General features: G+C 59.7%; 23 protein-coding genes. 15 read left to right on the forward strand and 8 right to left on the reverse strand.

Annotated features, from left to right (window positions below; translation table 11 throughout):
* Positions 1-73: 73 nt before the first annotated feature.
* The 5 genes from ACH2EM_RS05010 to tsaE all read right to left on the reverse strand — a co-directional run bounded on the left by ACH2EM_RS05010 (position 74) and on the right by tsaE (position 3,073).
* Positions 74-748 carry a hypothetical protein gene (locus ACH2EM_RS05010; RefSeq protein ID WP_395151036.1) on the reverse strand — a complete coding sequence of 225 codons (675 nt, stop codon included), beginning with the start codon at positions 746-748 and terminating at the stop codon, positions 74-76.
* A gap of 35 nt (positions 749-783) precedes the next feature.
* Positions 784-1,416, reverse strand: a complete 633-nt coding sequence (gene upp, locus ACH2EM_RS05015) for a uracil phosphoribosyltransferase (RefSeq protein WP_395151037.1) — start codon at positions 1,414-1,416, stop codon at positions 784-786.
* 87 nt (positions 1,417-1,503) lie between these two features.
* Positions 1,504-1,950, reverse strand: a complete 447-nt coding sequence (gene rpiB, locus ACH2EM_RS05020; RefSeq protein ID WP_395151038.1) for a ribose 5-phosphate isomerase B — start codon at positions 1,948-1,950, stop codon at positions 1,504-1,506.
* On the reverse strand, positions 1,947-2,651 hold the full coding sequence (tsaB, locus tag ACH2EM_RS05025; RefSeq protein ID WP_395151039.1) for a tRNA (adenosine(37)-N6)-threonylcarbamoyltransferase complex dimerization subunit type 1 TsaB: 705 nt from the start codon (positions 2,649-2,651) through the stop codon (positions 1,947-1,949). The genes rpiB and tsaB overlap by 4 nt, the downstream gene beginning before the upstream one ends.
* Positions 2,648-3,073 (reverse strand): tRNA (adenosine(37)-N6)-threonylcarbamoyltransferase complex ATPase subunit type 1 TsaE, encoded by a 426-nt coding sequence (gene tsaE / locus ACH2EM_RS05030; RefSeq protein ID WP_395151040.1) that lies wholly within the window; start codon positions 3,071-3,073, stop codon positions 2,648-2,650. The genes tsaB and tsaE overlap by 4 nt, the downstream gene beginning before the upstream one ends.
* Before the next feature lie 208 nt (positions 3,074-3,281).
* Here tsaE and ACH2EM_RS05035 point away from each other — a divergent pair, with 208 nt between their 5' ends.
* On the forward strand, positions 3,282-4,466 hold the full coding sequence (locus tag ACH2EM_RS05035; protein ID WP_395151041.1) for an FtsW/RodA/SpoVE family cell cycle protein: 1,185 nt from the start codon (positions 3,282-3,284) through the stop codon (positions 4,464-4,466).
* Between the two features lie 56 nt (positions 4,467-4,522).
* Here ACH2EM_RS05035 and ACH2EM_RS05040 read toward each other — a convergent pair whose 3' ends face one another.
* The 3 genes from ACH2EM_RS05040 to ACH2EM_RS05050 form a co-directional block, all read right to left on the reverse strand.
* Complete coding sequence (locus ACH2EM_RS05040; protein WP_395151042.1) at positions 4,523-4,744, reverse strand: DUF378 domain-containing protein; 222 nt, start codon at positions 4,742-4,744, stop codon at positions 4,523-4,525.
* A 136-nt stretch (positions 4,745-4,880) separates the two neighbouring features.
* On the reverse strand, positions 4,881-6,242 hold the full coding sequence (locus tag ACH2EM_RS05045; RefSeq protein ID WP_395151071.1) for a PFL family protein: 1,362 nt from the start codon (positions 6,240-6,242) through the stop codon (positions 4,881-4,883).
* A gap of 21 nt (positions 6,243-6,263) precedes the next feature.
* A complete protein-coding gene (locus tag ACH2EM_RS05050) occupies positions 6,264-6,533 on the reverse strand; it encodes an ACT domain-containing protein (RefSeq protein WP_395151043.1) in 270 nt (89 codons plus the stop codon).
* Between the two features lie 188 nt (positions 6,534-6,721).
* Between ACH2EM_RS05050 and ACH2EM_RS05055 the strand changes: the two genes are divergently transcribed.
* From ACH2EM_RS05055 to dprA, 14 genes are all read left to right on the forward strand, one after another.
* Positions 6,722-7,201: an Lrp/AsnC family transcriptional regulator gene (locus ACH2EM_RS05055; protein ID WP_395151044.1), complete on the forward strand. Its 480-nt coding sequence runs from the start codon at positions 6,722-6,724 to the stop codon at positions 7,199-7,201.
* On the forward strand, positions 7,201-8,382 hold the full coding sequence (locus ACH2EM_RS05060; protein WP_395151072.1) for a pyridoxal phosphate-dependent aminotransferase: 1,182 nt from the start codon (positions 7,201-7,203) through the stop codon (positions 8,380-8,382). The genes ACH2EM_RS05055 and ACH2EM_RS05060 overlap by 1 nt, the downstream gene beginning before the upstream one ends.
* A complete protein-coding gene (locus tag ACH2EM_RS05065) occupies positions 8,375-9,520 on the forward strand; it encodes a DUF362 domain-containing protein (protein ID WP_395151045.1) in 1,146 nt (381 codons plus the stop codon). Before ACH2EM_RS05060 ends, ACH2EM_RS05065 begins: the two co-directional genes overlap by 8 nt.
* A gap of 19 nt (positions 9,521-9,539) precedes the next feature.
* Positions 9,540-10,445 carry a 4-(cytidine 5'-diphospho)-2-C-methyl-D-erythritol kinase gene (gene ispE, locus ACH2EM_RS05070; RefSeq protein WP_395151046.1) on the forward strand — a complete coding sequence of 302 codons (906 nt, stop codon included), beginning with the start codon at positions 9,540-9,542 and terminating at the stop codon, positions 10,443-10,445.
* A gap of 76 nt (positions 10,446-10,521) precedes the next feature.
* Positions 10,522-11,172: a stage II sporulation protein R gene (locus ACH2EM_RS05075; protein WP_395151047.1), complete on the forward strand. Its 651-nt coding sequence runs from the start codon at positions 10,522-10,524 to the stop codon at positions 11,170-11,172.
* Positions 11,173-11,271: 99 nt separating this feature from the next.
* Entirely contained in the window at positions 11,272-12,057 is a 786-nt protein-coding gene (locus ACH2EM_RS05080; protein ID WP_395151048.1) for a peptidoglycan-binding protein, read from the forward strand.
* A 205-nt stretch (positions 12,058-12,262) separates the two neighbouring features.
* Positions 12,263-15,496 (forward strand): PD-(D/E)XK nuclease family protein, encoded by a 3,234-nt coding sequence (locus ACH2EM_RS05085; protein WP_395151049.1) that lies wholly within the window; start codon positions 12,263-12,265, stop codon positions 15,494-15,496.
* Positions 15,497-15,511: 15 nt separating this feature from the next.
* The gene (gene addA / locus ACH2EM_RS05090) at positions 15,512-19,000 is read left to right on the forward strand and encodes a helicase-exonuclease AddAB subunit AddA (RefSeq protein WP_395151050.1); all 3,489 of its coding nucleotides are present in this window, start codon (positions 15,512-15,514) and stop codon (positions 18,998-19,000) included.
* 189 nt (positions 19,001-19,189) lie between these two features.
* A complete protein-coding gene (locus ACH2EM_RS05095; RefSeq protein ID WP_395151051.1) occupies positions 19,190-19,699 on the forward strand; it encodes a hypothetical protein in 510 nt (169 codons plus the stop codon).
* 199 nt (positions 19,700-19,898) lie between these two features.
* The gene (gene infC, locus ACH2EM_RS05100) at positions 19,899-20,501 is read left to right on the forward strand and encodes a translation initiation factor IF-3 (protein WP_395151052.1); all 603 of its coding nucleotides are present in this window, start codon (positions 19,899-19,901) and stop codon (positions 20,499-20,501) included.
* Positions 20,502-20,526: 25 nt separating this feature from the next.
* Positions 20,527-20,724 (forward strand): 50S ribosomal protein L35, encoded by a 198-nt coding sequence (gene rpmI / locus ACH2EM_RS05105; RefSeq protein ID WP_395151053.1) that lies wholly within the window; start codon positions 20,527-20,529, stop codon positions 20,722-20,724.
* Between the two features lie 74 nt (positions 20,725-20,798).
* Positions 20,799-21,152: a 50S ribosomal protein L20 gene (gene rplT, locus ACH2EM_RS05110; protein ID WP_395151054.1), complete on the forward strand. Its 354-nt coding sequence runs from the start codon at positions 20,799-20,801 to the stop codon at positions 21,150-21,152.
* A 74-nt stretch (positions 21,153-21,226) separates the two neighbouring features.
* Positions 21,227-22,009, forward strand: coding sequence for a TrmH family RNA methyltransferase (locus ACH2EM_RS05115; protein WP_395151056.1), 783 nt, complete (start codon positions 21,227-21,229; stop codon positions 22,007-22,009).
* On the forward strand, positions 22,006-23,106 hold the full coding sequence (gene dprA / locus ACH2EM_RS05120) for a DNA-processing protein DprA (RefSeq protein ID WP_395151057.1): 1,101 nt from the start codon (positions 22,006-22,008) through the stop codon (positions 23,104-23,106). The genes ACH2EM_RS05115 and dprA overlap by 4 nt, the downstream gene beginning before the upstream one ends.
* The last annotated feature ends 7 nt before the right edge of the window (positions 23,107-23,113 follow it).

Consider the following 23,113-nt stretch of genomic DNA (forward strand, 5'->3'; position numbering starts at 1 on the left):
GCAGATGCTCTTTGCAGAACAATCAGGGAATGCTTGCAGTCTTGCAGCGCCCATCGTGCTCGCAAAGGGTCAATCAATCGTCGGCAGAAGCCTGGGCAGCATCAGCTTCATGGGAAGGCTGCTCTGGCGGCAGTTTGCCTTTGGCCTGTGCCTGCTTTTGCAGCTGCTCCAGTTTTTGCTGCTGAAGCAGCACATCCTGTTCCTGCCGCTGCTGGCGTTGCTGCTGCTTTTTTTGTGCAGCCTGTTCCAGTGCCTGCGCCCGCTGGCGGTTCTTTTCGGCCTGTTGCTTTTCCCGGCGGCGCCGCCGCTGTGCAGCATTCAGTTTTTTGCGCTTGGAGGGGGGCTGCTGGGCTGGCTGCTGGTCAGGCTGTTCCTCGGTCTCCGGTTCCTGTGCAGGAGCCGGTTCCTCCTGAGGAGCAGGAGCCGGGGGAACAAATACGGTGTTTTCGCTGTTTACCGCTTCTGGCTCAGAGGCAGCAGAGGAAGGCTCGGCCGGCAGAGGCTCTTGAGGCTGGGGCTGCTGCTCTGGTTCGGGCTGCGGGGGTTCGCTGGGGGCAGGCTTGCGGCTGGGCCAGATGCTCACCGCAAAAAGATACCATACCGCCACCAGCAGCAAACCCAGGCAAACCTCGGTTACTCGATTGATGAAGGGGGTAAAAAAGGTGCCCTGTTCAAACACCGCAAAGGCGGCAGCAATCACTGCGGTAAGCAGCAGGCTTACGGCGAAAGATTTTATAACAGTTTTCATAAAAAAACGAGCACCTCACACTCTGTGCGTCACAATTACTTGGTGCCGAAGATACGGTCGCCAGCGTCGCCAAGGCCGGGAACAATGTAGCCGTTTTCGTTCAGCTTTTCGTCCAGAGCGGCCACATAGATGTCCACATCGGGATGGGCGTTGTGCAGCCGCTCCAAACCTTCGGGAGCAGCCAGAATGGCCAGGAACTTAATGCTCTTGGCGCCCCGCTTTTTAATCTGGGAGATAGCGTCGGCTGCGCTGCCGCCGGTGGCCAGCATGGGATCCAAAACCAGAACATCACGCTCGGCAATGTCGCTGGGCAGCTTGCAGTAGTATTCCACAGGCTCCAGGGTCTCCTCGTTGCGGTACAGGCCAATATGGCCAACCTTGGCGGCGGGCAGCAGGCTGAGCATGCCGTCCACCATGCCCAGACCTGCACGCAGGATGGGCACCAGAGCCAGCTTGCGGCCGCTCAGAACGCGGGTTTTGGCAATGGCAATGGGAGTTTCAATTTCCACTTCCTCGGTGGGCAGGTCACGGGTGGCCTCGTAGCACAGCAGCATGGCCAGCTCGCTTACCAGCTCCTTAAATTCCTTGGTGCCGGTGTTCTTATCACGCAGGTGGCTTACCTTATGCTGTACCAGAGGATGGTCCAAAATCATGGGATTCTTGCTCATAGTTGTACGCTCCTTCAAAAAGATGTATCAAGTTAAAATGCCAAACTACGCCCCATCGAAAGCCGGTGGAGCAGGGGATGCACAGGCTTACAGCTGCTCCAGAGCCATCATCTTTTGGATACGGCCCTCGTGGCGGCCGCCCTCAAAGGGGGTGTTCAGGAACAGGTCCACCAGGGTAGTGGCCAGACCGGCACCCACCACACGGCCACCCAGGCACAGGGCGTTGGCGTCGTTGTGGCGGCGGGTGTATTCGGCGCTGAATGCATCGCTGCAGCAGCAGGCACGAATGCCCCGAATCTTGTTGGCGCTCATGCTAATGCCCACGCCGGTGCCGCAGAACAGCAGGGCGCAGCGGCATTCCCCGCCAACCACAGCATCACAGGCGGCCTTGGCCATATCCGGATAATCGCAGGAGGTGCCGTCAAAGCAGCCAAAGTCTTTATAGGCGATGCCCTGTTCCTCCAGGTGCTTGCGAATGGCTTCTTTCAGTTCGTAGCCGCCATGGTCGGCAGCCAGAGCTACGGGTTTTGTCATGTTACAGGTTCTCCTTCCAGGCGCATCTGGCGCTCCCGCTCCGCCTGGCTCAGCCTATGATAGCTGGGCAGCAGCTGGTCGGGAGCGGTGCAAAGGCCCTGCGCCTTCATGTGTTCGGCCGTCAGGCAGACAGCGGCAGCCCGGCAGCATTGCATTACAGGCGGGCAGGGCTGCACGCCTGTAACGGTATCGTACTTATTATAGCATAGGGCAGCCCCATCACCAACAAAAAATAAAGGTTTTTTGCAATTTTCCACAAACTCAGCCAGGCTATCCACCGAAGCGGCGGTGTCTGGAGTAAGGCGGGTATGCTCCGGCCCCAGGTCAAAGGCGGCCCAGTACACCTGGCCCCGCCGTGCGTCCAATGCGCTGATGACGGTGCCTTCGCCCACCAGCCCCTGGGCCAGTGCCTCCAGGCTGGATACGGCGGCACATTCGGCCCCGGTGCCAAAACTCAGGCCCTTTACGGCGGCAATGCCGATGCGCAGCCCGGTAAAGCTGCCCGGGCCGCTGCACACGCCCCACACATCCACCTGCTGCGGGGTGAGATTGGTGGAGCGGAATGCCGTGTCCACCAGGGTCATGAGGGTTTCGCTGTGGGTGAGTCCTCCGTTCCAGAAGGATTCAAACAGCAGCTGCCCGTCCTGGGTAATGGCCACGCTCACGGTGCGGCCGCTGGTGTCTATGCCGAAGGTAATCATAGCTCCACCCCCTCAATGGCAATGCGCCGCTGGGTGGGGCCAAGGGGCTGGATGTCCACCTGGATGGGGCGCTCCAAGGCCAGAAGCTGGGCAAAATTTTCGCTCCATTCGGCGGCTACTACCGCCCCCTGGTCCAGATAATCGTAGAACCCGGCGGCGTTTAAATCCTCCTCGGTGGCAATACGGTACAAATCAAAATGGGCCAGAGGCCGGGGCCCCCGGTAGTAGTTTACAATAGCAAAGGTGGGGCTGCTTACCGGGTCGGTACAGCCAAGGCCCTGGGCAAGCCCTTCGGTAAAAGCGGTTTTGCCTGCCCCCAGCCCGCCGGTAAAGCACACAAGGCTGCCGGGAGCCAGCCGTGCAGCTAAGCGGCGGCCCAGCTCCACGGTTTCGGTGCGGCTGTGGGTTTCAAAAATCTGCATACATGGTTTTCCTCCCTTTTGGGTGAACGGCCAGCAGCAGGGCAGGGGGGCAGTGCCCCGGCAGCTGCCTGGCTGGTCTATGTTTAAGTATAGCCGCTGGCAGGGTAAAGTTCAACACAAAGCGGTGCAAAATCATTGCCAGCGGTGCGGCCCTGGGCTATAATAAAAGGTAACTGCCCTGCCGGGCAAGGAAAGGAGGCGTGGGACCTTGAAAGTCATCCGCCAATATCTCAAGGTGACCGATTGGTTTTACCTGCTAATGTGTATTTGTTGTTCGGTGCTTAGTGTGATAACGCTGCTGAGCATTGGATATGGAAAGGGAGGCTTCCAGGTGGATTCCTTCACCGGCCAGATTACCGGCCTTGGTGAATACCGGGATGCCGTTATGCAGGCGGCGGTTAGCCTGGTGGGCCTGATTGCCGCCGTTGTGCTCTCCTGCATCGACTACCGCAGCCTGGCCAGGCTTTGGCCCCTTCATGTGGTGCTTACCTGGGGCCTGGTGCTGCTAACACTCACCCATCTGACCATTGGGCCCATCACCTTTGGCGATGCCCCCCAGGGAACCGATAACTACAGCTGGCTGCGCCTGGGCTCCTTTAGTTTGCAGCCCACCGAGCTGGCCAAAATCAGTTTTATCCTCACCTTTTCCATGCATCTGGACAATGTGCGGGAAACCATTAACCAGCCTTCGGTGCTGGGCAAGCTGCTGCTGCACATTCTGGTGCCGGTGGGCATCATCCACATTCAGGGTGATGACGGCACAGCCATTGTGTTTGGTACCATGGGCTGCATGATGCTGTTTGCAGCGGGCCTTTCCTGGAAATATATCCTTTCGGCCCTGGCTGTGGGGGGCGGCGGCTTTGCCATTATTTTAAATTTCTTCCCGGATACCCTCAAGGGCTACCAGGTAGACCGAATCCTGGCACTGCTCAACCCGGATGACCCCAAGTGGAAGGACATTATGCAGCAGCAAAAGGGCGGCCGCATTTCCATTGGTGCAGGCCAGATTTTTGGCCGGGGCTTTTTTAACGACAACCTCTCCTATGTCATTAATGCACAGGACGACTTTATCTTCAGCTACATTGGCCAGTGTGTGGGGTTTGTGGGCTGCATCATCGTGCTGTTTTTGCTGTTTTCTGTGACGGTGCGCACCCTGGTGGTGGGCCTGCGCAGTGAGGACCGGATTGGCACCTACATCTGCGTGGGTGTGTTTGCGGCCATTGCCTGGCAGATTATCATCAATCTGGGCATGAATCTGCTTTTGCTGCCGGTGATTGGCGTAACCCTGCCCTTTATCTCGGCAGGCGGCAGCAGTGCACTGATGATGTACCTCTGCGTGGGATTGGTCACCAGCGTGTATATGCACAACAAAAAGACCTTGTTCAGCAGTTGAACTGCAAACAAAAAGGCTTGCTGCTTCGCAAAAGCGAAATAGCAAGCCTTTTTTCGTCAATGTTCGGCAGGGCGCTGCACGGTGTCAAACCCGACAAACAGACTGGGAATTGCACCCAGTGCCGCCAGGCCCACCAGCGTAAAGATAATGCGGCTGATGGCACTGGCAGTGCCGCCGAACAGCCAACCCACCAGGTCGAAGCTGAACAAGCCCACAAGGCCCCAGTTCAGTCCGCCCACAATCAACAGTACAATGCAGAATTTGTAGAATACCGACATGGTCGAATCCCTCCTTTTCTGGCCTTAGTCTGCCCGGCTTTGAAAGCGCTTATACATGGGCTGCTGCAAACAGCAAAAAAGCCAGATAAAAGGCCCCCGGCGCCAAGGGGCAAGCCGGGGGCAAGAGGGGCCTGTGTTAGTTTTTCAAAGCCTGAAGGGGAGCGGGGATGCGTCCGCCACGGTTGACAAACTGGCTGGGGCTGTACTGGCTGATGGGCATGATGGGGGCATAGCCCAGCAGGCCGCCAAAGTCCAGCTCCTCGCCAGCCTTGCGGCCAATGGCGGGAATCACACGCACAGCGGTGGTCTTGCTGTTTACCATACCGATGGCAGCTTCGTCCGCAATCAAGGCACTGAGCACCTCGGCAGGGGTATCGCCAGGAACCACCACCATGTCAATGCCCACGCTGCACACGGCAGTCATGGCTTCCAGTTTTTCCAGGGTGAGGCTGCCTTTTCGGGCTGCCTGAATCATGCCGTCGTCCTCACTTACGGGGATAAAAGCACCGGACAGGCCGCCCACATGGTTGGAGGCCATAACGCCGCCCTTTTTAACGGCATCGTTCAGCAGAGCCAGGGCAGCGGTGGTGCCGCAGCAGCCGCAGCTTTCCAGACCCATCTCCTCCAGAATGTTGGCCACACTGTCGCCAATGGCGGGGGTGGGGGCCAGGCTCAAGTCCACAATGCCGAAGGGCACGCCCAGCTCTTTGGCGGCCAGATTGCCCACCAGCTGGCCCATACGGGTAATTTTGAAAGCGGTGCGCTTAATCAGTTCGGCAACCTCGTCCAGGGGAGCGTCCTTGGGCAGCTTGGCCAGAGCGGCCCGCACCGCACCGGGGCCGGAAACGCCTACATGAACCACACAGTCCGGCTCGCCCACGCCGTGGAACGCACCCGCCATGAAGGGGTTGTCCTCCGGCGCATTGCAGAACACCACCAGCTTGGCAGCGCCCATGCACTGGTTGTGGGCGGTAATTTCCGCAGCCTGGCGCACCACCTGGCCCATCATGCGCACTGCATCCATATTGATGCCGGTTTTGGTGGAGCCGATGTTCACACTGCTGCACACAATATCGGTTTGGGCCAGTGCCTGGGGGATGGAGCGAATCAGCTGTTCATCCCCGGCGGAAAAGCCCTTGTGCACCAGAGCGCCAAATCCACCAATGAAGTTTACGCCCACGGTCTTGGCAGCCCGGTCCAGGGCCTTGGCATACTCCACAGGATCGGCCTGGGGTGCGCTGGCCAGCAGCATGGCGATGGGGGTAACGCTGATGCGCTTGTTGATGATGGGAATGCCGTAATCGGCGGCGATTTTTTCCACTACAGGCACCAGGCGGGCTGCTTTGGTTACAATTTTGTTGTAAATCTTTTCGCAGGCCTTGACGGGGTCCGGGTCGGCACAGTCCAGCAGGCTAATGCCCATGGTAACAGTGCGCACATCCAAACTTTCGGAGTTAATCATCTGGATGGTTTCCAGAATGTCGTGGGTATTAATCATGCTCATAGCAGGTCTCCTTCATTAGATATGGTGCATGGCGTCGAACACTTCTTCACGGGTCAGGTGCAGTTCCATGCCCATCTCAGCGGCAACGGCATCCAGCTGGCTGCGCACGGAGGCAATGTCAATAGAACAGCGGCTTAAATCCACCAGCATAATCATGCAGAACATATCCTGCATAATGCTTTGGGTCACATCCTGTACATTGATATTCAACTGTGCGCACACACCACTCACCTTTGCAATTACACCCACAGTATCCTTGCCTACAACGGTAATAACAGCTTTCATGCCAAAATCCTCCCTCAATTCAGCTTAGGGGCAAGGCAATGGGCCTGCCCTCAAATGCGTATGGGCCTATTATAGCAGATTTTGCTTGGCCATGGTTTACTTTGCGATGATTTTTTTCTATAATGGGGTAAAATCCGGCGGCTGTCCATGTGGGGCGGACCGCCCTAAACAAAGGGAGCGATACAACGATGGAACGACTGCTGAAACTGCTGGAACAAAATGCCCGGCTCTCGCTGGAGGACCTGGCAGCCATGACCGGCCAGACTACCCATCAGGTGGCCAGCCAGATGGATGAATGGGAAAAACAGGGGGTCATCCGGGGCTACCATGCCATGGTAGACTGGGAAAAGGTGCGCCCAGACAAGGTGCAGGCAGTAATCGAACTGCGGGTGCGCCCCAAAAAGAGCCATGGCTTTGACCAGATTGCCCAGGACATCAGCCGCTTTGACGAGGTGCAGAGCGTTACCCTTATGAGCGGCGGTTACGATTTGCAGCTGGTGATTGCGGGCCATAGCTTCCAGGAAATTGCCCTGTTTGTGGCCAAGCGCCTTTCTCCTATGGACGATGTACTCTCCACCGGCACCCATTTTGTGCTGCGTACTTACAAAAAGGACGGCGTATGCTATGTGCAGGATGAAACGGACGAAAGAGAGTGGGCAACGCTGTGATGGATTATGAACGCTTGATTGCCCCGGCTGCTGCTGCCATGCGGCCTTCGGGCATCCGCAAATTTTTTGATTTGGCAGCGGAAATGAAGGACTGCATCAGCCTGGGCGTGGGCGAGCCGGACTTTAAAACCCCCTGGCGCATTCGGGATGCAGGCATCCACAGTTTGCAAAAGGGACGCACCACCTACACCGCCAATGCAGGCATGAAGGAGCTGCGCCAGGAAATTGCCGCCTACATGAACCGCCGGTTTGGCCTGCGCTATAACCCGGAGGGGGAGGTGCTGGTAACGGTGGGCGGCAGCGAAGCCATTGATATGTGCATCCGCAGTCTGGTAGCTCCGGGGGATGAGGTCATTATCCCGGAACCCTGTTTTGTGTGCTACCAACCCATCACCACCCTTACAGGGGGTGTTCCGGTGCCGGTGGAGCTGCGGGCAGAGGATGACTTCCGCCTGACGGCCGAGGCACTGCGCAGGGCCATTACCCCCAAAACCAAGCTATTGGTGCTGCCCTTCCCCTCCAACCCTACCGGGGCGGTGATGGAACGCAGTGACCTGGAGGCCATTGCCCAGGTGCTGGAAGGCACCAACATTATGGTGCTGTCGGATGAAATTTACGCAGAGCTGAACTATGGCCCCAACCGTCATGTGAGCATTGCCAGCCTGCCAGGCATGGCCGAACGCACCATTGTGGTGAACGGCTTTTCCAAGGCCTTTGCCATGACCGGCTGGCGGCTGGGCTATGCCTGCGGGCCAAAGCCGGTGCTTCAGGTTATGACCAAGCTTCACCAAAACTGCATTATGTGTGCGCCCACCGTGAGCCAGCACGCTGCCATTGTGGCCATGCGGGAATGCGACGAGGAAATTGAGCAGATGCGCCAGGAGTACGATATGCGCCGCCGTTTTTTGGTAAAGCGGCTCAACCAGATGGGGCTGCAATGCTTTGAGCCAAAGGGAGCGTTCTATGTGTTCCCCAGCATCCGCAGCACCGGCATGAGCAGCGAAGAATTCTGCGAGAAGCTGCTGTATGCAAAGCAGGTGGCAGTGGTGCCCGGCACGGCCTTTGGCCAGTGCGGCGAGGGCTTTGTGCGCATCAGCTATGCCTATTCGGTCAAGCATCTGGAGCAGGCGCTGGACCGCATCGAGGCATTCCTGGAGGAATTGCAGGTGCAGCATGGATAAACAGGTGTTTTTTGCTTCGGCACCCCGGTACGAGCTGGAGCTGGTGGAGCAGGCGGTGGAACAGGTGCTGCAAAACCTGGCAGCAGCCGGCCAACTGGAGGGCAAGCGGGTGCTGCTTAAACCAAACCTGCTGGCAAAGCACACCCCCGAACGGGCGGTGACCACCCACCCGGTGCTGGTGCAGGCGGTAATCCGGGCGGTGCGCCGCCGCAAAGCCGCTTCCATTATGCTGGCAGATTCCCCCGGCGGCATTTACAACCCGGCTTTGGTGCGCTCCATTTACAAAGCAAGCGGGCTGGAGCAGGTCTGCCAGCAGGAAGGGGTGGAGCTGTACACCCAGTGCAAAAGCCGGATGGTGCCGGTGAATACCCCCCTGGCGAAGGAATTTGAACTGCTGGAACCGGTGCTGGACTGCGATGTAATCATCAACCTGCCCAAGCTGAAAACCCACATGATGACGGGACTTTCTGCCGCCACCAAAAACCTGTTTGGCTGCATTCCCGGTCTGCGCAAGGCCGAGTGGCATATGCGCTACCCGGACCGGGAACGCTTTGGCGGTATGCTGGTGGATTTGCTGCAAACGGTCAAACCTTCCTTTGCGGTGCTGGATGGCATTCTGGCCCAGGAGGGGGACGGCCCGGCGGGCGGTACTCCCCGGATGGTGGGTTTGGTGGCAGCGGCAGAGGACCATTTGCAGATGGATTTGGCCCTGTGCCATATGCTCAATCTGGACCCCAAACAGGTACCTTACCTGAAAGCCGCCATGGACCGGGGTCTGTGCGAGGAATCCTTTTGCCAGGAGTGGGCCAGGGGAGAGCGGCAGCTCTGCCGCCCCATTGCCGGTTACAAGCTGCCCAGCAGCTGGGGCAGTGTGGACTTTGCGGATAAAGCCCCCCGTGCCCTGCGCTGGGCGGTGCCTGCGGTGGAAAAGCTGGTGGCACCCCGCCCGGTGATTGCCCCTGCCCGGTGCATTGGCTGCGGCAAATGTGCGGAGATATGCCCTCAAGATACCATCCAGATTAAGGGGGGCAAGGCGCACATCCGCAAAAGGGATTGCATCCGCTGCTTCTGCTGCCATGAGATGTGCCCGGTGAAGGCAATCGACACCCATCGGTTTTTCCTTTTTAAAACACTATAACAAGGAAGGAGCATTCCTTATGAAACAGGTAACGGTGCTGGCCCCTGCCAAGCTGAACCTTACCTTAGATGTAACCGGTCTTCTGCCGGGGGGCTACCATGCCCTGGACATGATTATGCAAACCATCACCCTGTACGAAAAGGTGACTTTGCGCAAAAGTCAGGACCTGGTGCTCCGTTTGCCGGGAAGCCGGGTGCCTGCCAACGATAAAAACACCGCCTACAAAGCGGCGCTGGCCTTTTTTCACTACACCGGGCTGCTGGCTGGGGTGGAAATTGAAATCCAAAAAAATACGCCGGTGCGTGCAGGCATGGCGGGCGGAAGTGCGGATGCAGCGGCTGTGCTGGTGGGGCTGAACGAATTATATGGCGCAAAGCTTTCCCTCAGCGAGCTGTGCGCTCTGGGTGCAGGCATTGGTGCGGATGTGCCCTTTGCGCTGCTGGGCGGCACCTGCCGGGTGCAGGGCAAGGGGGATATGATGAAGCCCCTGCCCCCCTGCCCGGACTGTTGGTTTGTGGTGGTAATGCCCAGCGTGGGGGTAAGCACCCCCGAGGCCTTTGCCCGGTACGACACCATGGGCAGCAGCGTGCATCCCGATGGAGCGGCTGCGGAGGCCGCCATCCGAGCCGAGGACCTGCACGCCCTCTGTGCAGCCACCGGCAATGCGTTGGAGGAATGCAGCGGCGCCAAGGAGACTGGAGCCATTAAGGAACTGCTTACCCGGCAGGGTGCCCTTGCCAGCCTGATGACCGGCAGCGGGGCAGCGGTGTTTGGCATTTTTGAGCAGGAGCAAGCCGCCCGAGAGGCTGCCAGAGAGCTGAGCAGCCATTACCGCCAGGTGTATGTGGCGCAGCCCGACCGGGGCGGCGCACGGGTGCTTCCTCCTAAAAAACACCACTCCCGTGGCCCGGCGCGCAAAAATTAAAGGGAACACAGGAATAAACTTGTGCAGACACGCCCATTCTATTGGCATGATTTACCAGTAGAAAGGGCGTGTTTTTTTGAAACGATGGAAGGTACAGCGGGGCAGACTGCTGGAATGGGCTATGCTGGGTGGCTTGCTGCTGGCGGTGGCGGTGAGCGGCTGGTTTGCAGGGTTTGCCGAGGATTGCAGCCAGCTTCAGCAGAATACTCTCCGGCTGCACATCCAGGCCAACTCCGACCAGCCCCAGGACCAGGCCCTCAAGCTGCTGGTGCGGGATGCAGTACTTAGCCACACCCAGGCGCTGTTTGCAGGAGCGTCCAGCCAGCAGCAGGCGGTGGAGCTGGCCCGGCAAAATCTGGACAGCATTCAGCAGGTGGCCCGCCAAACCCTGGACCAGGCCGGCTGCTCGCTGCCGGTGCAGGTGTCTGTAACCAATATGCATTTTTCCACCACTGTTTACCCGGCGTTTTCCTTGCCGGCGGGGCAATACGACGCCCTGCGCATTCGCATTGGCCGGGCAGAGGGGCATAATTGGTTCTGCGTATTGTATCCGGGCTTGTGTGTGCCGGGAGCGCAGAACAACCAGTACCCCACCAGCCGGGAGCAGCAGCTGGTGGAACAAAGCAGCCGGTACGAAATCCGCTTTGCAGCGCTGGAACTGGCCCAGTCCATTACCCGGCGTACCCCTCTTAAAACAGCCCGAAGCCTGGCAGATGGCTCCCAGTAAGCCAGCCCGGATGCGGCCCAGGGCTAACAGGGCAGGGCAAAGGCCTGCTGCACCTTCTGTTGGCCAGCGCATATACTGGGGCCAAGGAGGGATGCTTATATGGCAGTATTAACCGCACAGCCCCCGTACTACGGGCGCGTATTACAAAGTGGAAGCAAGGGTCCCGATGTGGCTCAGGTACAAACCTGGCTCAACGGAATCCGCAAGAAGTGGCCCCAGATCATCAGCCTTACGGTGGATGGTCAGTACGGCAGAAATGTAACCAAGGCAGTAGCTCAGTTCCAAACCCTGAGCGGCCTTACCTCGGATGGTAAGGTTGGTTCCAACACCTGGAGCGCACTCTACAACACCTATGCAGGCCTTTACGGAGAGGGCGAAATCTATCCCGGCTATGTGGGTGCCCCCGGTGCCGTGGGTGCCGTGGTCAAAAGCATGCAGAAAAAACTGGCAGCTTTAAGCAAGGTTTATTCCGGCATTCAAACCATCAGCGCAGACGGCGTGTTTGGGGCCGGTACTTCCGCCGCCCTGCGCCGTTTTCAGCCTCAGTTCGGCCTCACCGCTGATGCGCTGCTGGGCAAAAACACCTTTGCGTCCTTGGCTCAGGTTACCAAGGCGGCGGCAGCGGGCAACCCCACCCATGTGGTTACCCGTTACCCCGGCTATGTGCTCCAGCAGGGCAGTAGCGGCGACTGGGTGCGTTTTCTGCAAAGCTACCTGAACAGCGCAGGGGGCAGTGTGCCCAAGGTAACGGTGGACGGCCGGTTTGGCCCTGCCACCAAGAGTGCCGTGATGAGTTTTCAGGCCCAGCAGGGCCTGACGGTGGACGGCAAGGTGGGCACCGCCACCTGGCCAAGCGTGGTTCAGGTCTTTAACGGCAGTCTGTAACCACCCCAGCACCTGCATCTGAATCCCATGAAATGGACCGGCGGGCGGATTGCCCGCCGGTCCAAATTCTGCCTAAAAGACATAAAAAGAGACTTAAACCGGATGTATCGCCAGATGCGGTGCAGCAATGGGGGGACAAACCATTTTTGGTGTGGTACAATAGCCAACAGAACACCAAACACAGGAAAGGGGCGGTTCAACACCCATGTTACAGTTGGTATTGGGGCTTTCCGGCAGCGGAAAATCCGGGCATCTGCTCAAGGAGATACGGCGCCGTGCACTGGAGGGCAAGCACAGTATTTTGCTGGTGCCGGAACAGTTCACCTCCTCCACCGAAGGGCGCATTTATGAGGTGCTGGGCGATGAGTATTCCGGTTATGTAACCAGTTACAGCTTTACCAGCCTGGCCCAGGCGGTATTGGAGCGGTATGGGGGCAGTGCCATTCAAACCCTTACGGATGCAGGCCGTGCGGTGCTGGTGCGCCGTGCCTTGCAGGCCATGGGGCCCAATCTGGTCTATTACAGCCGCCACCGGCGCAGCACCGCATTCTGTGAGCGGTGTGCCCAAACCCTGGACGAGCTGAAAAGTGCCGGCCTGGACCCGGTCCGCCTGGAGGAATTGGCCGCCGGTTCGGGCCACAGCCGCCAAAAACTCACCGAGCTGGCCGCCATCTTTGCTGCCTACCAGGCTCTGCTGGAGCAGTCCGCCATGGACCCCGGCGACCGGGTGCTACTGGCAGCAAGGAGCATTCAGCCGGACTTTTTGCAGGGGCAGGCCGTGTTCATTGATGAATTTGATACCTTCAATGCCTCCAAACGGGCCATGCTGGAGCAGATGATGCGCATGGCCGAAAGCGTGACCGTGGGCCTGTGTGCCGATGGTATGGAGGACTACGAAAACGGACTGGGCCTGTTCAGCGGCGCAAAAAAGATGGCTCTTACCCTGCGGCAGATGGCCCGCCGCAATGGAATACCAGTGGCGGCTCCGCTGGTACTGGAACGGGACTGGCGGCACGAGACCGCCCCGGACTTGGGGCGGCTGAACGCCCTGCTGGCAGGTCAGCTGGTGGAGAGTGCTCCCTCAGACCCTGCCTGCCTGACCCTGTGGCAGGCAGAAAGCCGGGCAGCCGAGGCCAAGGAGGTGGCAGCGGCCATCCTAAAGCTGGCCCGCCAGGGGGTGCCCTACCGGGATATGGCGGTGATCTGCCGGGACAGCGAGAGTTATTTGTCTGCCATTCGGTACGAGTTCCGGCTGGCGGGCATTCCCTTGTTCTGCGATGAGGCAACCACCGCCGAGCACACCGCACCGGTGCGGCTGGTGCAGGGATTGTTGGGGCTGCTGCGCCGGGGCCTTGCCACCGACCCCATTCTGGAGGTGGCCAAAAGCGGCCTGACCCGGCTGACCGAAGCCCAGCTTTGCGCACTGGAAAATTACGCCTACACCTGGCAGCTTACCGCTGCCCAGTGGCGGCAGCCCTTCGACCGTTCCCCCCGTGGCTTTGGAGAGGACAACGATCTTAGCCGGATGCGGCCGGAGGAACGGGACCAGCTGGAACTGGCAGAGCAGGCCCGTCTTTACCTGGTACCAGATTTGGACCGCTTTGCAAAGGAATGCCGAGAACTGCCAGCCAGCCAGCTCTGCGCCCGGATTTACAAGCTGATGCAAAAGCTGGGGGCAGAGGAACGCATTACCCAGCTGGCCCAGGAATTAAAAGAGCGGGAGGGCATCCCTGCCGCAGAGGAAACTCTGCGAGTGTGGAATGTTACCGCCAATCTGCTGGACCAGCTGGCCCAGCTGGTGCAGGAGGAGGCACTGCCCCCTCAGGAAGCGGTGGAGCTGTTCAACCTGCTGGTGCGCAGCACCGACCTGGGGCACATCCCCCAAACACTGGACGCAGTTATCTTTACCACAGCGGGCCGTATGCGGCTGGACAACCCTGCCTGGTGCTTTGTGCTGGGGCTGGCCGAAGGGGAGTTTCCCAAAGCCCCCGGTGACCAGGGTCTGCTCACCCACACCGAGCGTGACAGCCTGATTCGCCAGGGGGTGGATATGCCCGACTGCTTTGAAAACCGCATGATTCGTGAGCAGGTGTGTTTTTACAAAGCCCTTACAGCATCTTCCAAGGGGTTGTGGCTCAGCTGGGCGGCCGGGCCTTCCGGCCTGCCGGTCACCAGTGCCCTCACCGGGGTGCAGGGTGCCATGCAGCCTGCCGCCCCCCAGCTGGAGGCGGCAGACCGGGCAGCCACCGGCCCCATGGCGCTAGACCTGCTGGGGCAAACCTGGGATGCGGAAAGCAGCTGCACCGCTGCCCTGTACCAGACCCTCAGCAGCCGCAGCCCTCAAACCTTGCAGCCGGTGGAGCGTGCAGTAAGCACCGAGCCCTTTGCGGTGCAGGACCGGGCCGCCATGCGGGGGCTGTTGGGCCGGGAACTGTGGCTCAGTCCCAGCCGGATGGAGCGGTATTATTCCTGCCCCTTCTCCTACTTTATGGAGTATGTGCTGGGGGCAAAGCCCCGCAAGCAGGCCGCCCTCACGGCGGACCAGAGCGGCAATCTGGTACACTACATTTTGGAACAGGCCCTGCGCCGTACCGGGCCGGAGTTTGTAAATCTCACGGTGGAGCAGCTGCGGCAGCTGGCGGCCGAAATTGCCCAGGAGTATGTGGCCCAAGCAATGCCCCTGGCAGCCCATCGGTTCCAGTATCTGGTGCGGCGGCTGGAGCGAAGTGCGGCTAACCTGCTGGAATATATTCAGCAGGAGCAGCGGCAGGGCCGGTTTGTGCCGGTGGCCTTTGAGATGGGCATCGGCTCCGGGCCGGAGGATGTGCCCCCGGTGGTGCTTACCACCGATGGGGGCGAAACCGTGCGGATGATTGGCAAAATCGACCGGGTGGACGCCTTTAAACAAAACGGAACCACCTGGCTGCGGGTAGTGGACTACAAAACCGGCAGCAAGGAATTTTTGCTGGAGGATGTGCGCAAGGGCCTGAACTGCCAGATGCTGCTGTATCTGTTCACCCTTACCCGGCAGGGGGAGCAGAATTTTGGGCAGGCAGCCCCAGCCGGCGTACTCTATCTGATGGCAGACCCAGCCCCCACACGGGGCAGCCGCCAGCAGGCGGCCAAGGGCCTGGAATACAAGGTAGAGGGCCTGGTGGCAGATGAATATGCCGTCATCGATGCAATGGACAGCGAGCGCAAGGGCCTGTATGTGCCCTTTAAGTTCGATAAGGACGGCACCCCCAAAACATCGGCGGCACTGGCCAGCCTGGAAGCACTGGAGCAGCTGCAAAAGGAGCTGGATGCACTGGTGGTGCAGATGGCAAACCAGTTGTACGAGGGGCGCATTCCGGCCCAGCCCCTGGCCCGGGGCAAACGGGGCGATACCCCCTGCCAGTACTGCGACTACCGCAGCGTGTGCGGACACCAGGAAGAATAACACAAGGAGGCAACCATGGCATCAATCAAATTTACCACCGACCAAACCCGTGCCATTGAGCACCGGCAGGGGGCCTTGCTGGTGAGTGCAGCAGCAGGCAGCGGCAAAACGGCGGTTCTGGTGGAACGGGCGGTGCGGCTGATGTGCCGGGAGCAGGACCCGGTGGACGCTGACCGGCTGCTTATTGTTACCTTTACCCGGGCGGCAGCTGCCAGCCTGCGGGCAAAGCTGAGCCAGCGGCTGGCGGCCCAGCTGGCCAAAAACCCCGGTTCCGCCCACCTGCAGCGGCAGCGGATGCTGTTGCAGCGGGCCCCCATCTGCACCATTGACTCCTACTGTTTGCAGCTGTTGCAGGCCAACTTCCAAACCCTGGACATCCCGGCGGATTTCACCACGGCAGATGGGCCTCAGCTTGCCCAGCTGCGGCGGCAGGCTCTGGCCGATGCGCTGGAGGTTGCCTGCCAGGACCCGGATTTCTGCGCCTTTGCAGACCTTTATGGCAAGGGCCGCAGCGACGCCATGGCCAGCCGGGTGGTGGAGCAGCTTCACGACTTTTTAAGCAGTATGCCTTATCCGGCCAAAACACTGGAGCAGTTTTGCGCCCAGTGGGAGCAGCCCGGCACCCTGGACGAAAGTCTGTGGGGGCAGGCTCTGCGGCAGCAAGCACGGCGAGGGCTGGAGTCTGCCCTGGAGCTGGCCCAGCTGAATCTGGAGCAGGCGGAGCAGGACCCCCAGCTGGAAACGGCCTATCTGCCTGCCCTGCAAGGGGATGTACAGGCGGTGGAAACCCTGCTGGATGCAGTGGAGCAGCAGCCCTGGGACGGGCTGTGTGCCGCCAGCCGAAGCCTGAAATACGAGCGGCTCAAGCCGGTAAAGGACTACACGGGCACCGTGATACAGACGGTGAAGGACCGGCGGGATTTGCTCAAGGACACCCTCAAACGATTGCAGGAAAAGGTCTTTATCTGCACCGAGGAGGAATTCCAGCAGGACAAGGCCCAGGCAGCCCCCCTGGTGCGGGCGCTGGCCAGAGCCCAGCAGGAGTTTGAGCGGCGGTTTACCATTGCCAAGCTGGAAGAAAAAATGCTGGAATTCAGCGATGTGGAGCACCTGGCTTTGCGGCTGTTGCAGAATGAGGACGGCAGCCCCACCCCGCTGGCCGCGCAAATCAGCGAGCATTTTTATGAGGTGATGGTGGACGAGTACCAGGACACCAACGCCTTGCAGGACACCCTCTATCACTGCCTGGCAAAGCCGGATGGCTCCAATCTGTTTTTTGTGGGGGACTTAAAGCAGAGTATTTACCGGTTTAGGCAGGCAGACCCCACCATTTTTCAACAAAAACTCCGGGACTTTGTGGAATACGGAACCCCCGGCGACCAAAAGCTGTTTCTGGATGCAAACTTCCGCAGCGCACCCGGTGTGATTGGGGCGGTGAACGCCCTGTTTACCCCCATCATGACCCGCAGTTTGGGCGGTGTGGATTACGGCCCCGGCGAGCGGCTGGTGCCCGGCCTGGGTGAAGTGGAGAACTACGGCGGTTATACCGGAGACTGCCAGCTGGAACTGGTGGAAAGCCAGCAGCCCGCAGGGGATGCAGCCCTCATTGCCCGGCGCATCCAGCAGATGATGGACCCAGCCAGCGGCTTTACCGTGCGGGGGGAGGATGGCCCCCGTCCCCCAGTGTACGAGGATTTTTGCATTCTGCTGCGCAGCCGGGGTGCCTTCAGCGATTACGCAGCCCAGCTGGAAAGCCAGGGCATCCCTGTGTATGTGGACCGGGCGGAAAATCTGCTGGATGCGCCGGAGGTGCGCCCGGTGGCCAGTCTGCTGCGTGTGCTGGATAACCCTGCCCAGGACATCCATCTGGCAGCAGTGATGCTCAGCGGCCTGGGGGGATTTGTGTCGGATGACCTGGTGCGCATCCGTACCGAATGCCGCAAGGGCAGCTTTTACGGTGCGGTGATGGCCAGCCAGCAGCCCAAAGTGCAGGAGTTTGGCCAGTGGCTGGCCACCCTGCGTGGCCTAGCCCGCAGCCTTCCGGTGGACCGTTTGATGGAGGAGATTTTTCTGCGCACCGGCTGCCTGGCGGCTGCCGGCGCCATGCCGGACGGAGAAGCCCGGCGGGAAAATCTGCGTCAGTTTGCCCAGTTTGCGGCCAGCTGTGGCCGCCAGGGGCTGCCCGGCCTGGTGCGTGCCATGGATGCGGCCCTGGCCAGCGGCGGCGTGCCCGGCCCGGAGCAGGGCCAGAGCCGCCCCGGCTGTGTAACCATTATGACGGTGCACCGCTCCAAGGGGCTGGAATTTCCGGTGGTATTCTGTGCCGACCTGGGCCGAGAATTCAACAAGGAGGACCTGCGGGCGGCGGCGGTCTTTCATCCCCAACTGGGCATTGGCCTGACCCTGCGGGCAGGGCAGGGGGGAACCTTTACCACCGCTCCTTACCGGGCGGTGCAGTCCGCCCTGGCCCAGGAGGGCCTCAGCGAGGAGATGCGGGTGCTGTATGTGGCCTTTACCCGTGCACGGGACCGGCTGGTCCTTACCATGCCCACCAAGGATGCCGCAAAGCTGGTGCAAAAAATGGCCCTGCGGCTGGGAGGCGGTGCCCCGGACCCCTATCTGCTGGAGCATTGCCAGAGCCGGGGCGAGTGGGTGATGCAGGCGGCCTTGCTGCACCCTGCGGCCCAGTCCCTCTGCCGCCAGATGGAGGTGGACATCGCCCCCGGTGCGCTGGTGAGCCAGAAGGAGCTGGCCCACTGCTTTCAGGTGAATTTCCAGCTGGACGAGCCGGAGGAGGTTCTGCCGGCAAGCCCTGCCAGCCTGCCCCAGGCCCAGCCGGATGAGGCCTTTGCACAGGCACTGGCTCAGCGGCTGGACTGGCAGTACCCCCGGCAGGCGCTCACCAAGGTGCCTGCCAAGGTAAGCGTTACCTCGCTGGTGCATACCGCCCGGGAGATGACCCTGGAGCGGCCTGCCTTTTTATACAAAGAAGGGCTTACCGCCGCCGAGCGGGGCACAGCCCTCCACGCCTTTTTGCAGCACGCAGACCTGGACGCCGCAGCACGGGATGTGCGGGCGGAGGCCCAGCGCCAGGTCAAGCAGAAGCTGCTGCTGCCGGATTTGTACGACAAGCTGGATTTTGCCAAGCTGGAGACCTTTTTTGCCAGCGGACTGTATGCCCGGCTGCAAACCGCCCAAAAGGTGCACCGGGAGTTTGAGTTTATTACGGCGCTGCCTGCCCAGCGGGCGGCGGTGGACAAAACAGCGGATTACGGCGCCGCTCAGGTACTGGTGCAGGGTGTGGCAGACCTGATTTTGGAATTTGAGGACTTTATTGAACTGGTGGACTACAAAACCGACCGGGGCAAAACCGCCCAGCAGCTGGCGCAGGAGTACCGCCCCCAGCTGGAGCTGTACGCCCAGGCCATCCGCCGCCGGTTCCCCAAACCCATCCGCCGCATGACCCTGTACAGCTTTGCTTTGGGCCAGGAGATTGAATTGTAACCATACCATTGTATGCAGCTGGTGGAATTGCTGGTGTTTTGCATAAAATTTACAAAAAACCTTTAAACTGTAAATTTAAAATGGTAGTATATTCATGTACGGTGCAATGGGGTGTCTGCCCCACATAAGGGCGCAGCTTTCAGACATACCCAATGCCTTAAACCATTGAATTGAGTAAGGGGGAGTTTTGTGAAGCACACAAAAGCTTTTGCCTGTCTGGTTGGCGCTGCGGCGCTGGCTATGGGCCTTACCGCCTGTGGTAATAATGGAGCCCAGCAGGCCGCCGTGGCAGGCTTGGAGCAGCTGTTTCAGGTTACCCAGCAGGACTACCAGGACTTTATGCAGCAGGTTTCTCCGGCAGAGCCCAGCCAGGAGCCGGGTCTGGAAAGCCAGCAGGGGCTGGAGGAGTACATTGCTGCTGAGTACGCCGGCATCATGACCCAGCAGGGCTACGAGCAGGCGGCGGAAAACCGCATCATCACCAAAATTATGAAGGCAGCCCAGGAGCAGGGCGAGGACTTTACCAATGTAAAGGTGGAGCTGGAGGAGCGCTCCGGTGAAACGGAAGGCGAGCAGTACAACTACACCGTTACCCTCTCGGCCGGGCAGAGCACCCTCACCGCCACCGGTGCAGTGGTGGTGGTACAGCAGGACGGCAGCTGGAAGATGGATGCCATTACCCTGAACGGCCTGGAATAAGCCGGTATAAAAATTAAAAAAACACCCAAAACTCCCTCTTGACGCAGGGCAAAAGCTGTGCTATACTTAGCCAGTAAAGAAAGCAGCAACCGGCTAGCCGCCGTGCTCACCTTGCGTTCCAGTCAGGAGCCGGGTCATAGGTTGTAAGTGGATAAAACTTAATACAAGTTTAAAAATCCCTTACTGCGTGTGTGTTTCAATGCGGCTGCCAACTGGCGGCCGCATTTCATTTTGTTTTACAGTGATAACATCAAATTGGAGGTGTATCCATATCGCTACGAACGGCAAAAAAGATCTTGAAATCAACGAGGGCATTCGTGATAAAGAAATCCGCCTGATCGGTGCGGACGGCAGCCAGCTTGGCGTCATGTCCAGCCGTGAGGCCCTGCGCATGGCCGAGGAGCAGAATCTGGATCTGGTGAAAATCGCCCCGCAGGCGGTTCCCCCCGTGTGCAAGATTCTGGACTACGGCAAGTATCGTTTTGAGCAGCAGAAGCGTGAGAAGGAAGCCAAGAAGAACCAGAAGGTTATTGAAATCAAGGAAATCCGTCTCTCCCTCAACATCGACACGAACGACTTCAACACCAAGGTCAACCAGGCTGCAAAGTTCCTGAAGGCCGGCCACAAGATCAAGGTATCCATCCGGTTCCGGGGCCGTGAGATGGCTCACACCAACCTGGGCCTGGAGGTACAAAAGCGCTTTGCTGATGCGCTGCCCGACGCAGTGGTGGATAAGCAGCCCAAGCTGGAAGGCCGGAGCATGCAGATGTTCATGAGCCCCAAGCCCAATCAGACCAAGTAATTCAAACATTAGGAGGAAATTCAAAATGCCTAAGATTAAAACTCACTCCGGTGCAAAGAAACGCTTTAAGCTGACCAAGAACGGCAAGGTAAAGCGCGGCCCCGCCTTCCACAGCCACATCCTGACCAAGAAGAGCACCAAGCTCAAGCGCGGCATGCGTAAGAACGCTTACGCCGACAAGACCAACGCAGCAGCTGTTAAGGCTATGCTGCCCTACGCCTAATCACCGCTTGCGCGGCCACACAGGCAAGGTAATCGTAATTCTTTAGATTGTGACTGTAAAGGAGATATATAACAATGGCTCGTATTAAAGGCGCTATGATGACCCGCAAACGCAGAAAGAAGACTCTGAAGCTGGCTAAGGGCTACTACGGCAGCAAGTCCAAGCATTTCAAGATGGCCAAGCAGCAGGTCATGAAGAGCGGCAACTACGCTTTCGTTGGCCGTAAGCTGAAGAAGCGTCAGTTCCGCAACCTGTGGATCACACGCATCAACAACGCTGTTCGTGCTCAGGGCATGAACTACTCCAGCTTCATGAACGGCCTGAAGAAGGCTGGCATCGAGCTGAACCGCAAGATGCTGAGCGAGATGGCTATCAACGATCCCGCTTCCTTCACCGCTCTGGTGGAGACCGCCAAGAAGGCTCTGTAAGTTGATACATACAAAGCAACGCCCGCGCCTGCGCACGGGCGTCGCTTTGTATCTAGCCATAGGGAGCACAAACTATGCCAGAACGCATTACAAGCCGTGAAAACGCAAAAATTAAATATGCCTGCAAGCTGGCCCAAAGTGCAGCCTTCCGCCTTGAAGAACAAGCGTTCTTTGCGGAGGGCTTCAAGCTTTGCACAGATCTTGCAGCCGCTTGCCCTTTAAAGGTAATATATTATACCGACAAAGCTCTCGCCAAATGGCCCCAGCTTGCCCAGCTTAACTGCGAGCAGTATCTGGTGCAGGACCATGTGGCCGAAAAACTGGCTGGGGTACAGTCCAGCCAGGGGGTGTTCGGTGTGTTCGCCCGGCCCCAAACCCAGTTTGGCCAGCTGCCCCAAAAGGGCCGCTTTCTGGCCCTGGACCGGGTGCAGGACCCTGGCAATGTGGGGGCGCTCATCCGCAGTGCCGCTGCTTTTGGGTTTGATGGGGTTATTGTAGGCCCCGGCTGTGCCGATGTGTTCGGCCCCAAGGTGCTGCGGGCCAGCATGGGCGCTGCCGCCCAGCTGCCGGTGGTGCTTTGTCCCAATCTGCCGGACGCACTGGCCCAGCTGCGGGCCTGGGGCTGCACCTGTTTGGCTGCCGCCCTCTACAACAGCCAGCCCCTGCACCAGGTGGACCCCAACCCCGCCGGTGGTGTATGTGTGGTAATTGGCAGCGAGGGACAGGGCCTTTCTCAGCAGGTGATTGACGCCTGCGATGCCGCCGTGCGCATTCCCATCACCTCCCGGGTGGAAAGCCTCAACGCCAGCGTGGCGGGCAGCGTGCTGCTGTGGCATTTCCGGGGAGATTTGGTATGAGTGCCGCCAGCCTGCCCTGGCTCTGGTTTGCCTGGGTACTGGGCCCTGGAGCGGCCCGCAGCGGCTCGGTGCTGGAACTGTACGGCACCGCCCAGGAGCTGTGGGAGTGCGTGGGCCGAGAGGACATGAGCGCCCTGTTCAGCCCCGCCCAGCTGCGCCGTTTGCAGGACAAAACACCTCAAGAGTTTGCGCCGGTGCTGGAAAGCTGCCAGCGGCTGGGGGTGCAGCTGCTTTGCTGGAACCACCCGGACTACCCCCAAAGATTAAAATACCTGCCGGACGCTCCGCCGGTGCTTTATTGCACCGGGGATGTTTCGGCCCTTAACGCCGCCGATTCGGTGGCTATGATTGGCAGCCGCCGCCCCAGCAGCTATGGGGTGGAGGCCGCTGTATGCCTGAGCAATGGGCTGGCCCAGGAGGGCGTATGCCTGGTAAGCGGTCTGGCCGAAGGGCTGGACAGCGAAGCCCACAAAGCGGCGGTGGCCGAAGGCACGCCCACGGTGGCTGTGCTGGGCACCGCCATTGACAAAACCTATCCCGCTGCCAACCGCCGCCTGCGCCAGCAGGTGGAGCAGGTGGGCACGGTGATCAGCGAAGCTGGGCCGGGGCAGGCCACCAACGCAGGCAGCTTTTTACTGCGCAACCGGCTGATTGCCGGTTTGAGCGATGCGGTGTGTGTGGTGGAAGCCCGGGAAAAAAGCGGCACCATGAACACCGTGGAGCACGCCAGGCGGTACCGCCGCCCGGTGTATGCCGTGCCCGGTGCCATCTTCAGCCCTCTGTGCGGAGGCACCAATCTTCTGCTGGAGCAGGGCCAGGCTATGGCCGCCAGCAGTCCCCAGCGAATTTTAAAAGACTTGGGGAGAGAACCAACGGCTCCCCAGCGCCGGACCACCGGGCCTTCCCGGCAGGAAACCGGCGCACTCAGCCCCCAGGCGGCGGCCATGGCCAAGGTGCTTACCGCCCGGCCTCAGGGGCTGGAACCCCTGGCCGCTGCCACCGGCCTGAATGCCGGGCAGGCACTGGCGGCCTTGCTGGAACTGGAGCTCAGCGGCCTTGCCGTAAGCTCCGCCGGCGGACAATACCGAAGCAGATAAGGGAACC

The organism is uncultured Allofournierella sp. (assembly GCA_944382705.1).
Lineage (GTDB): Bacteria > Bacillota > Clostridia > Oscillospirales > Ruminococcaceae > Allofournierella.

What these genes read in the sequence shown, in the direction of transcription:
- ACH2EM_RS05010 (WP_395151036.1), bottom strand. Translation starts at nt 748, where the DNA reads ATGAAAACTGTTATAAAATCTTTCGCCGTAAGCCTGCTGCTTACCGCA.
- upp (WP_395151037.1), bottom strand. Translation starts at nt 1,416, where the DNA reads ATGAGCAAGAATCCCATGATTTTGGACCATCCTCTGGTACAGCATAAG.
- rpiB (WP_395151038.1), bottom strand. Translation starts at nt 1,950, where the DNA reads ATGACAAAACCCGTAGCTCTGGCTGCCGACCATGGCGGCTACGAACTG.
- tsaB (WP_395151039.1), bottom strand. Translation starts at nt 2,651, where the DNA reads ATGATTACCTTCGGCATAGACACCAGCGGCCGCACCGTGAGCGTGGCC.
- tsaE (WP_395151040.1), bottom strand. Translation starts at nt 3,073, where the DNA reads ATGCAGATTTTTGAAACCCACAGCCGCACCGAAACCGTGGAGCTGGGC.
- ACH2EM_RS05040 (WP_395151042.1), bottom strand. Translation starts at nt 4,744, where the DNA reads ATGTCGGTATTCTACAAATTCTGCATTGTACTGTTGATTGTGGGCGGA.
- ACH2EM_RS05045 (WP_395151071.1), bottom strand. Translation starts at nt 6,242, where the DNA reads ATGATTAATACCCACGACATTCTGGAAACCATCCAGATGATTAACTCC.
- ACH2EM_RS05050 (WP_395151043.1), bottom strand. Translation starts at nt 6,533, where the DNA reads ATGAAAGCTGTTATTACCGTTGTAGGCAAGGATACTGTGGGTGTAATT.
- ACH2EM_RS05055 (WP_395151044.1), top strand. Translation starts at nt 6,722, where the DNA reads ATGGAACGACTGCTGAAACTGCTGGAACAAAATGCCCGGCTCTCGCTG.
- ACH2EM_RS05060 (WP_395151072.1), top strand. Translation starts at nt 7,201, where the DNA reads ATGGATTATGAACGCTTGATTGCCCCGGCTGCTGCTGCCATGCGGCCT.
- ACH2EM_RS05065 (WP_395151045.1), top strand. Translation starts at nt 8,375, where the DNA reads ATGGATAAACAGGTGTTTTTTGCTTCGGCACCCCGGTACGAGCTGGAG.
- ispE (WP_395151046.1), top strand. Translation starts at nt 9,540, where the DNA reads ATGAAACAGGTAACGGTGCTGGCCCCTGCCAAGCTGAACCTTACCTTA.
- ACH2EM_RS05080 (WP_395151048.1), top strand. Translation starts at nt 11,272, where the DNA reads ATGGCAGTATTAACCGCACAGCCCCCGTACTACGGGCGCGTATTACAA.
- ACH2EM_RS05085 (WP_395151049.1), top strand. Translation starts at nt 12,263, where the DNA reads ATGTTACAGTTGGTATTGGGGCTTTCCGGCAGCGGAAAATCCGGGCAT.
- addA (WP_395151050.1), top strand. Translation starts at nt 15,512, where the DNA reads ATGGCATCAATCAAATTTACCACCGACCAAACCCGTGCCATTGAGCAC.
- infC (WP_395151052.1), top strand. Translation starts at nt 19,899, where the DNA reads ATGCGGCTGCCAACTGGCGGCCGCATTTCATTTTGTTTTACAGTGATA.
- rpmI (WP_395151053.1), top strand. Translation starts at nt 20,527, where the DNA reads ATGCCTAAGATTAAAACTCACTCCGGTGCAAAGAAACGCTTTAAGCTG.
- rplT (WP_395151054.1), top strand. Translation starts at nt 20,799, where the DNA reads ATGGCTCGTATTAAAGGCGCTATGATGACCCGCAAACGCAGAAAGAAG.
- ACH2EM_RS05115 (WP_395151056.1), top strand. Translation starts at nt 21,227, where the DNA reads ATGCCAGAACGCATTACAAGCCGTGAAAACGCAAAAATTAAATATGCC.
- dprA (WP_395151057.1), top strand. Translation starts at nt 22,006, where the DNA reads ATGAGTGCCGCCAGCCTGCCCTGGCTCTGGTTTGCCTGGGTACTGGGC.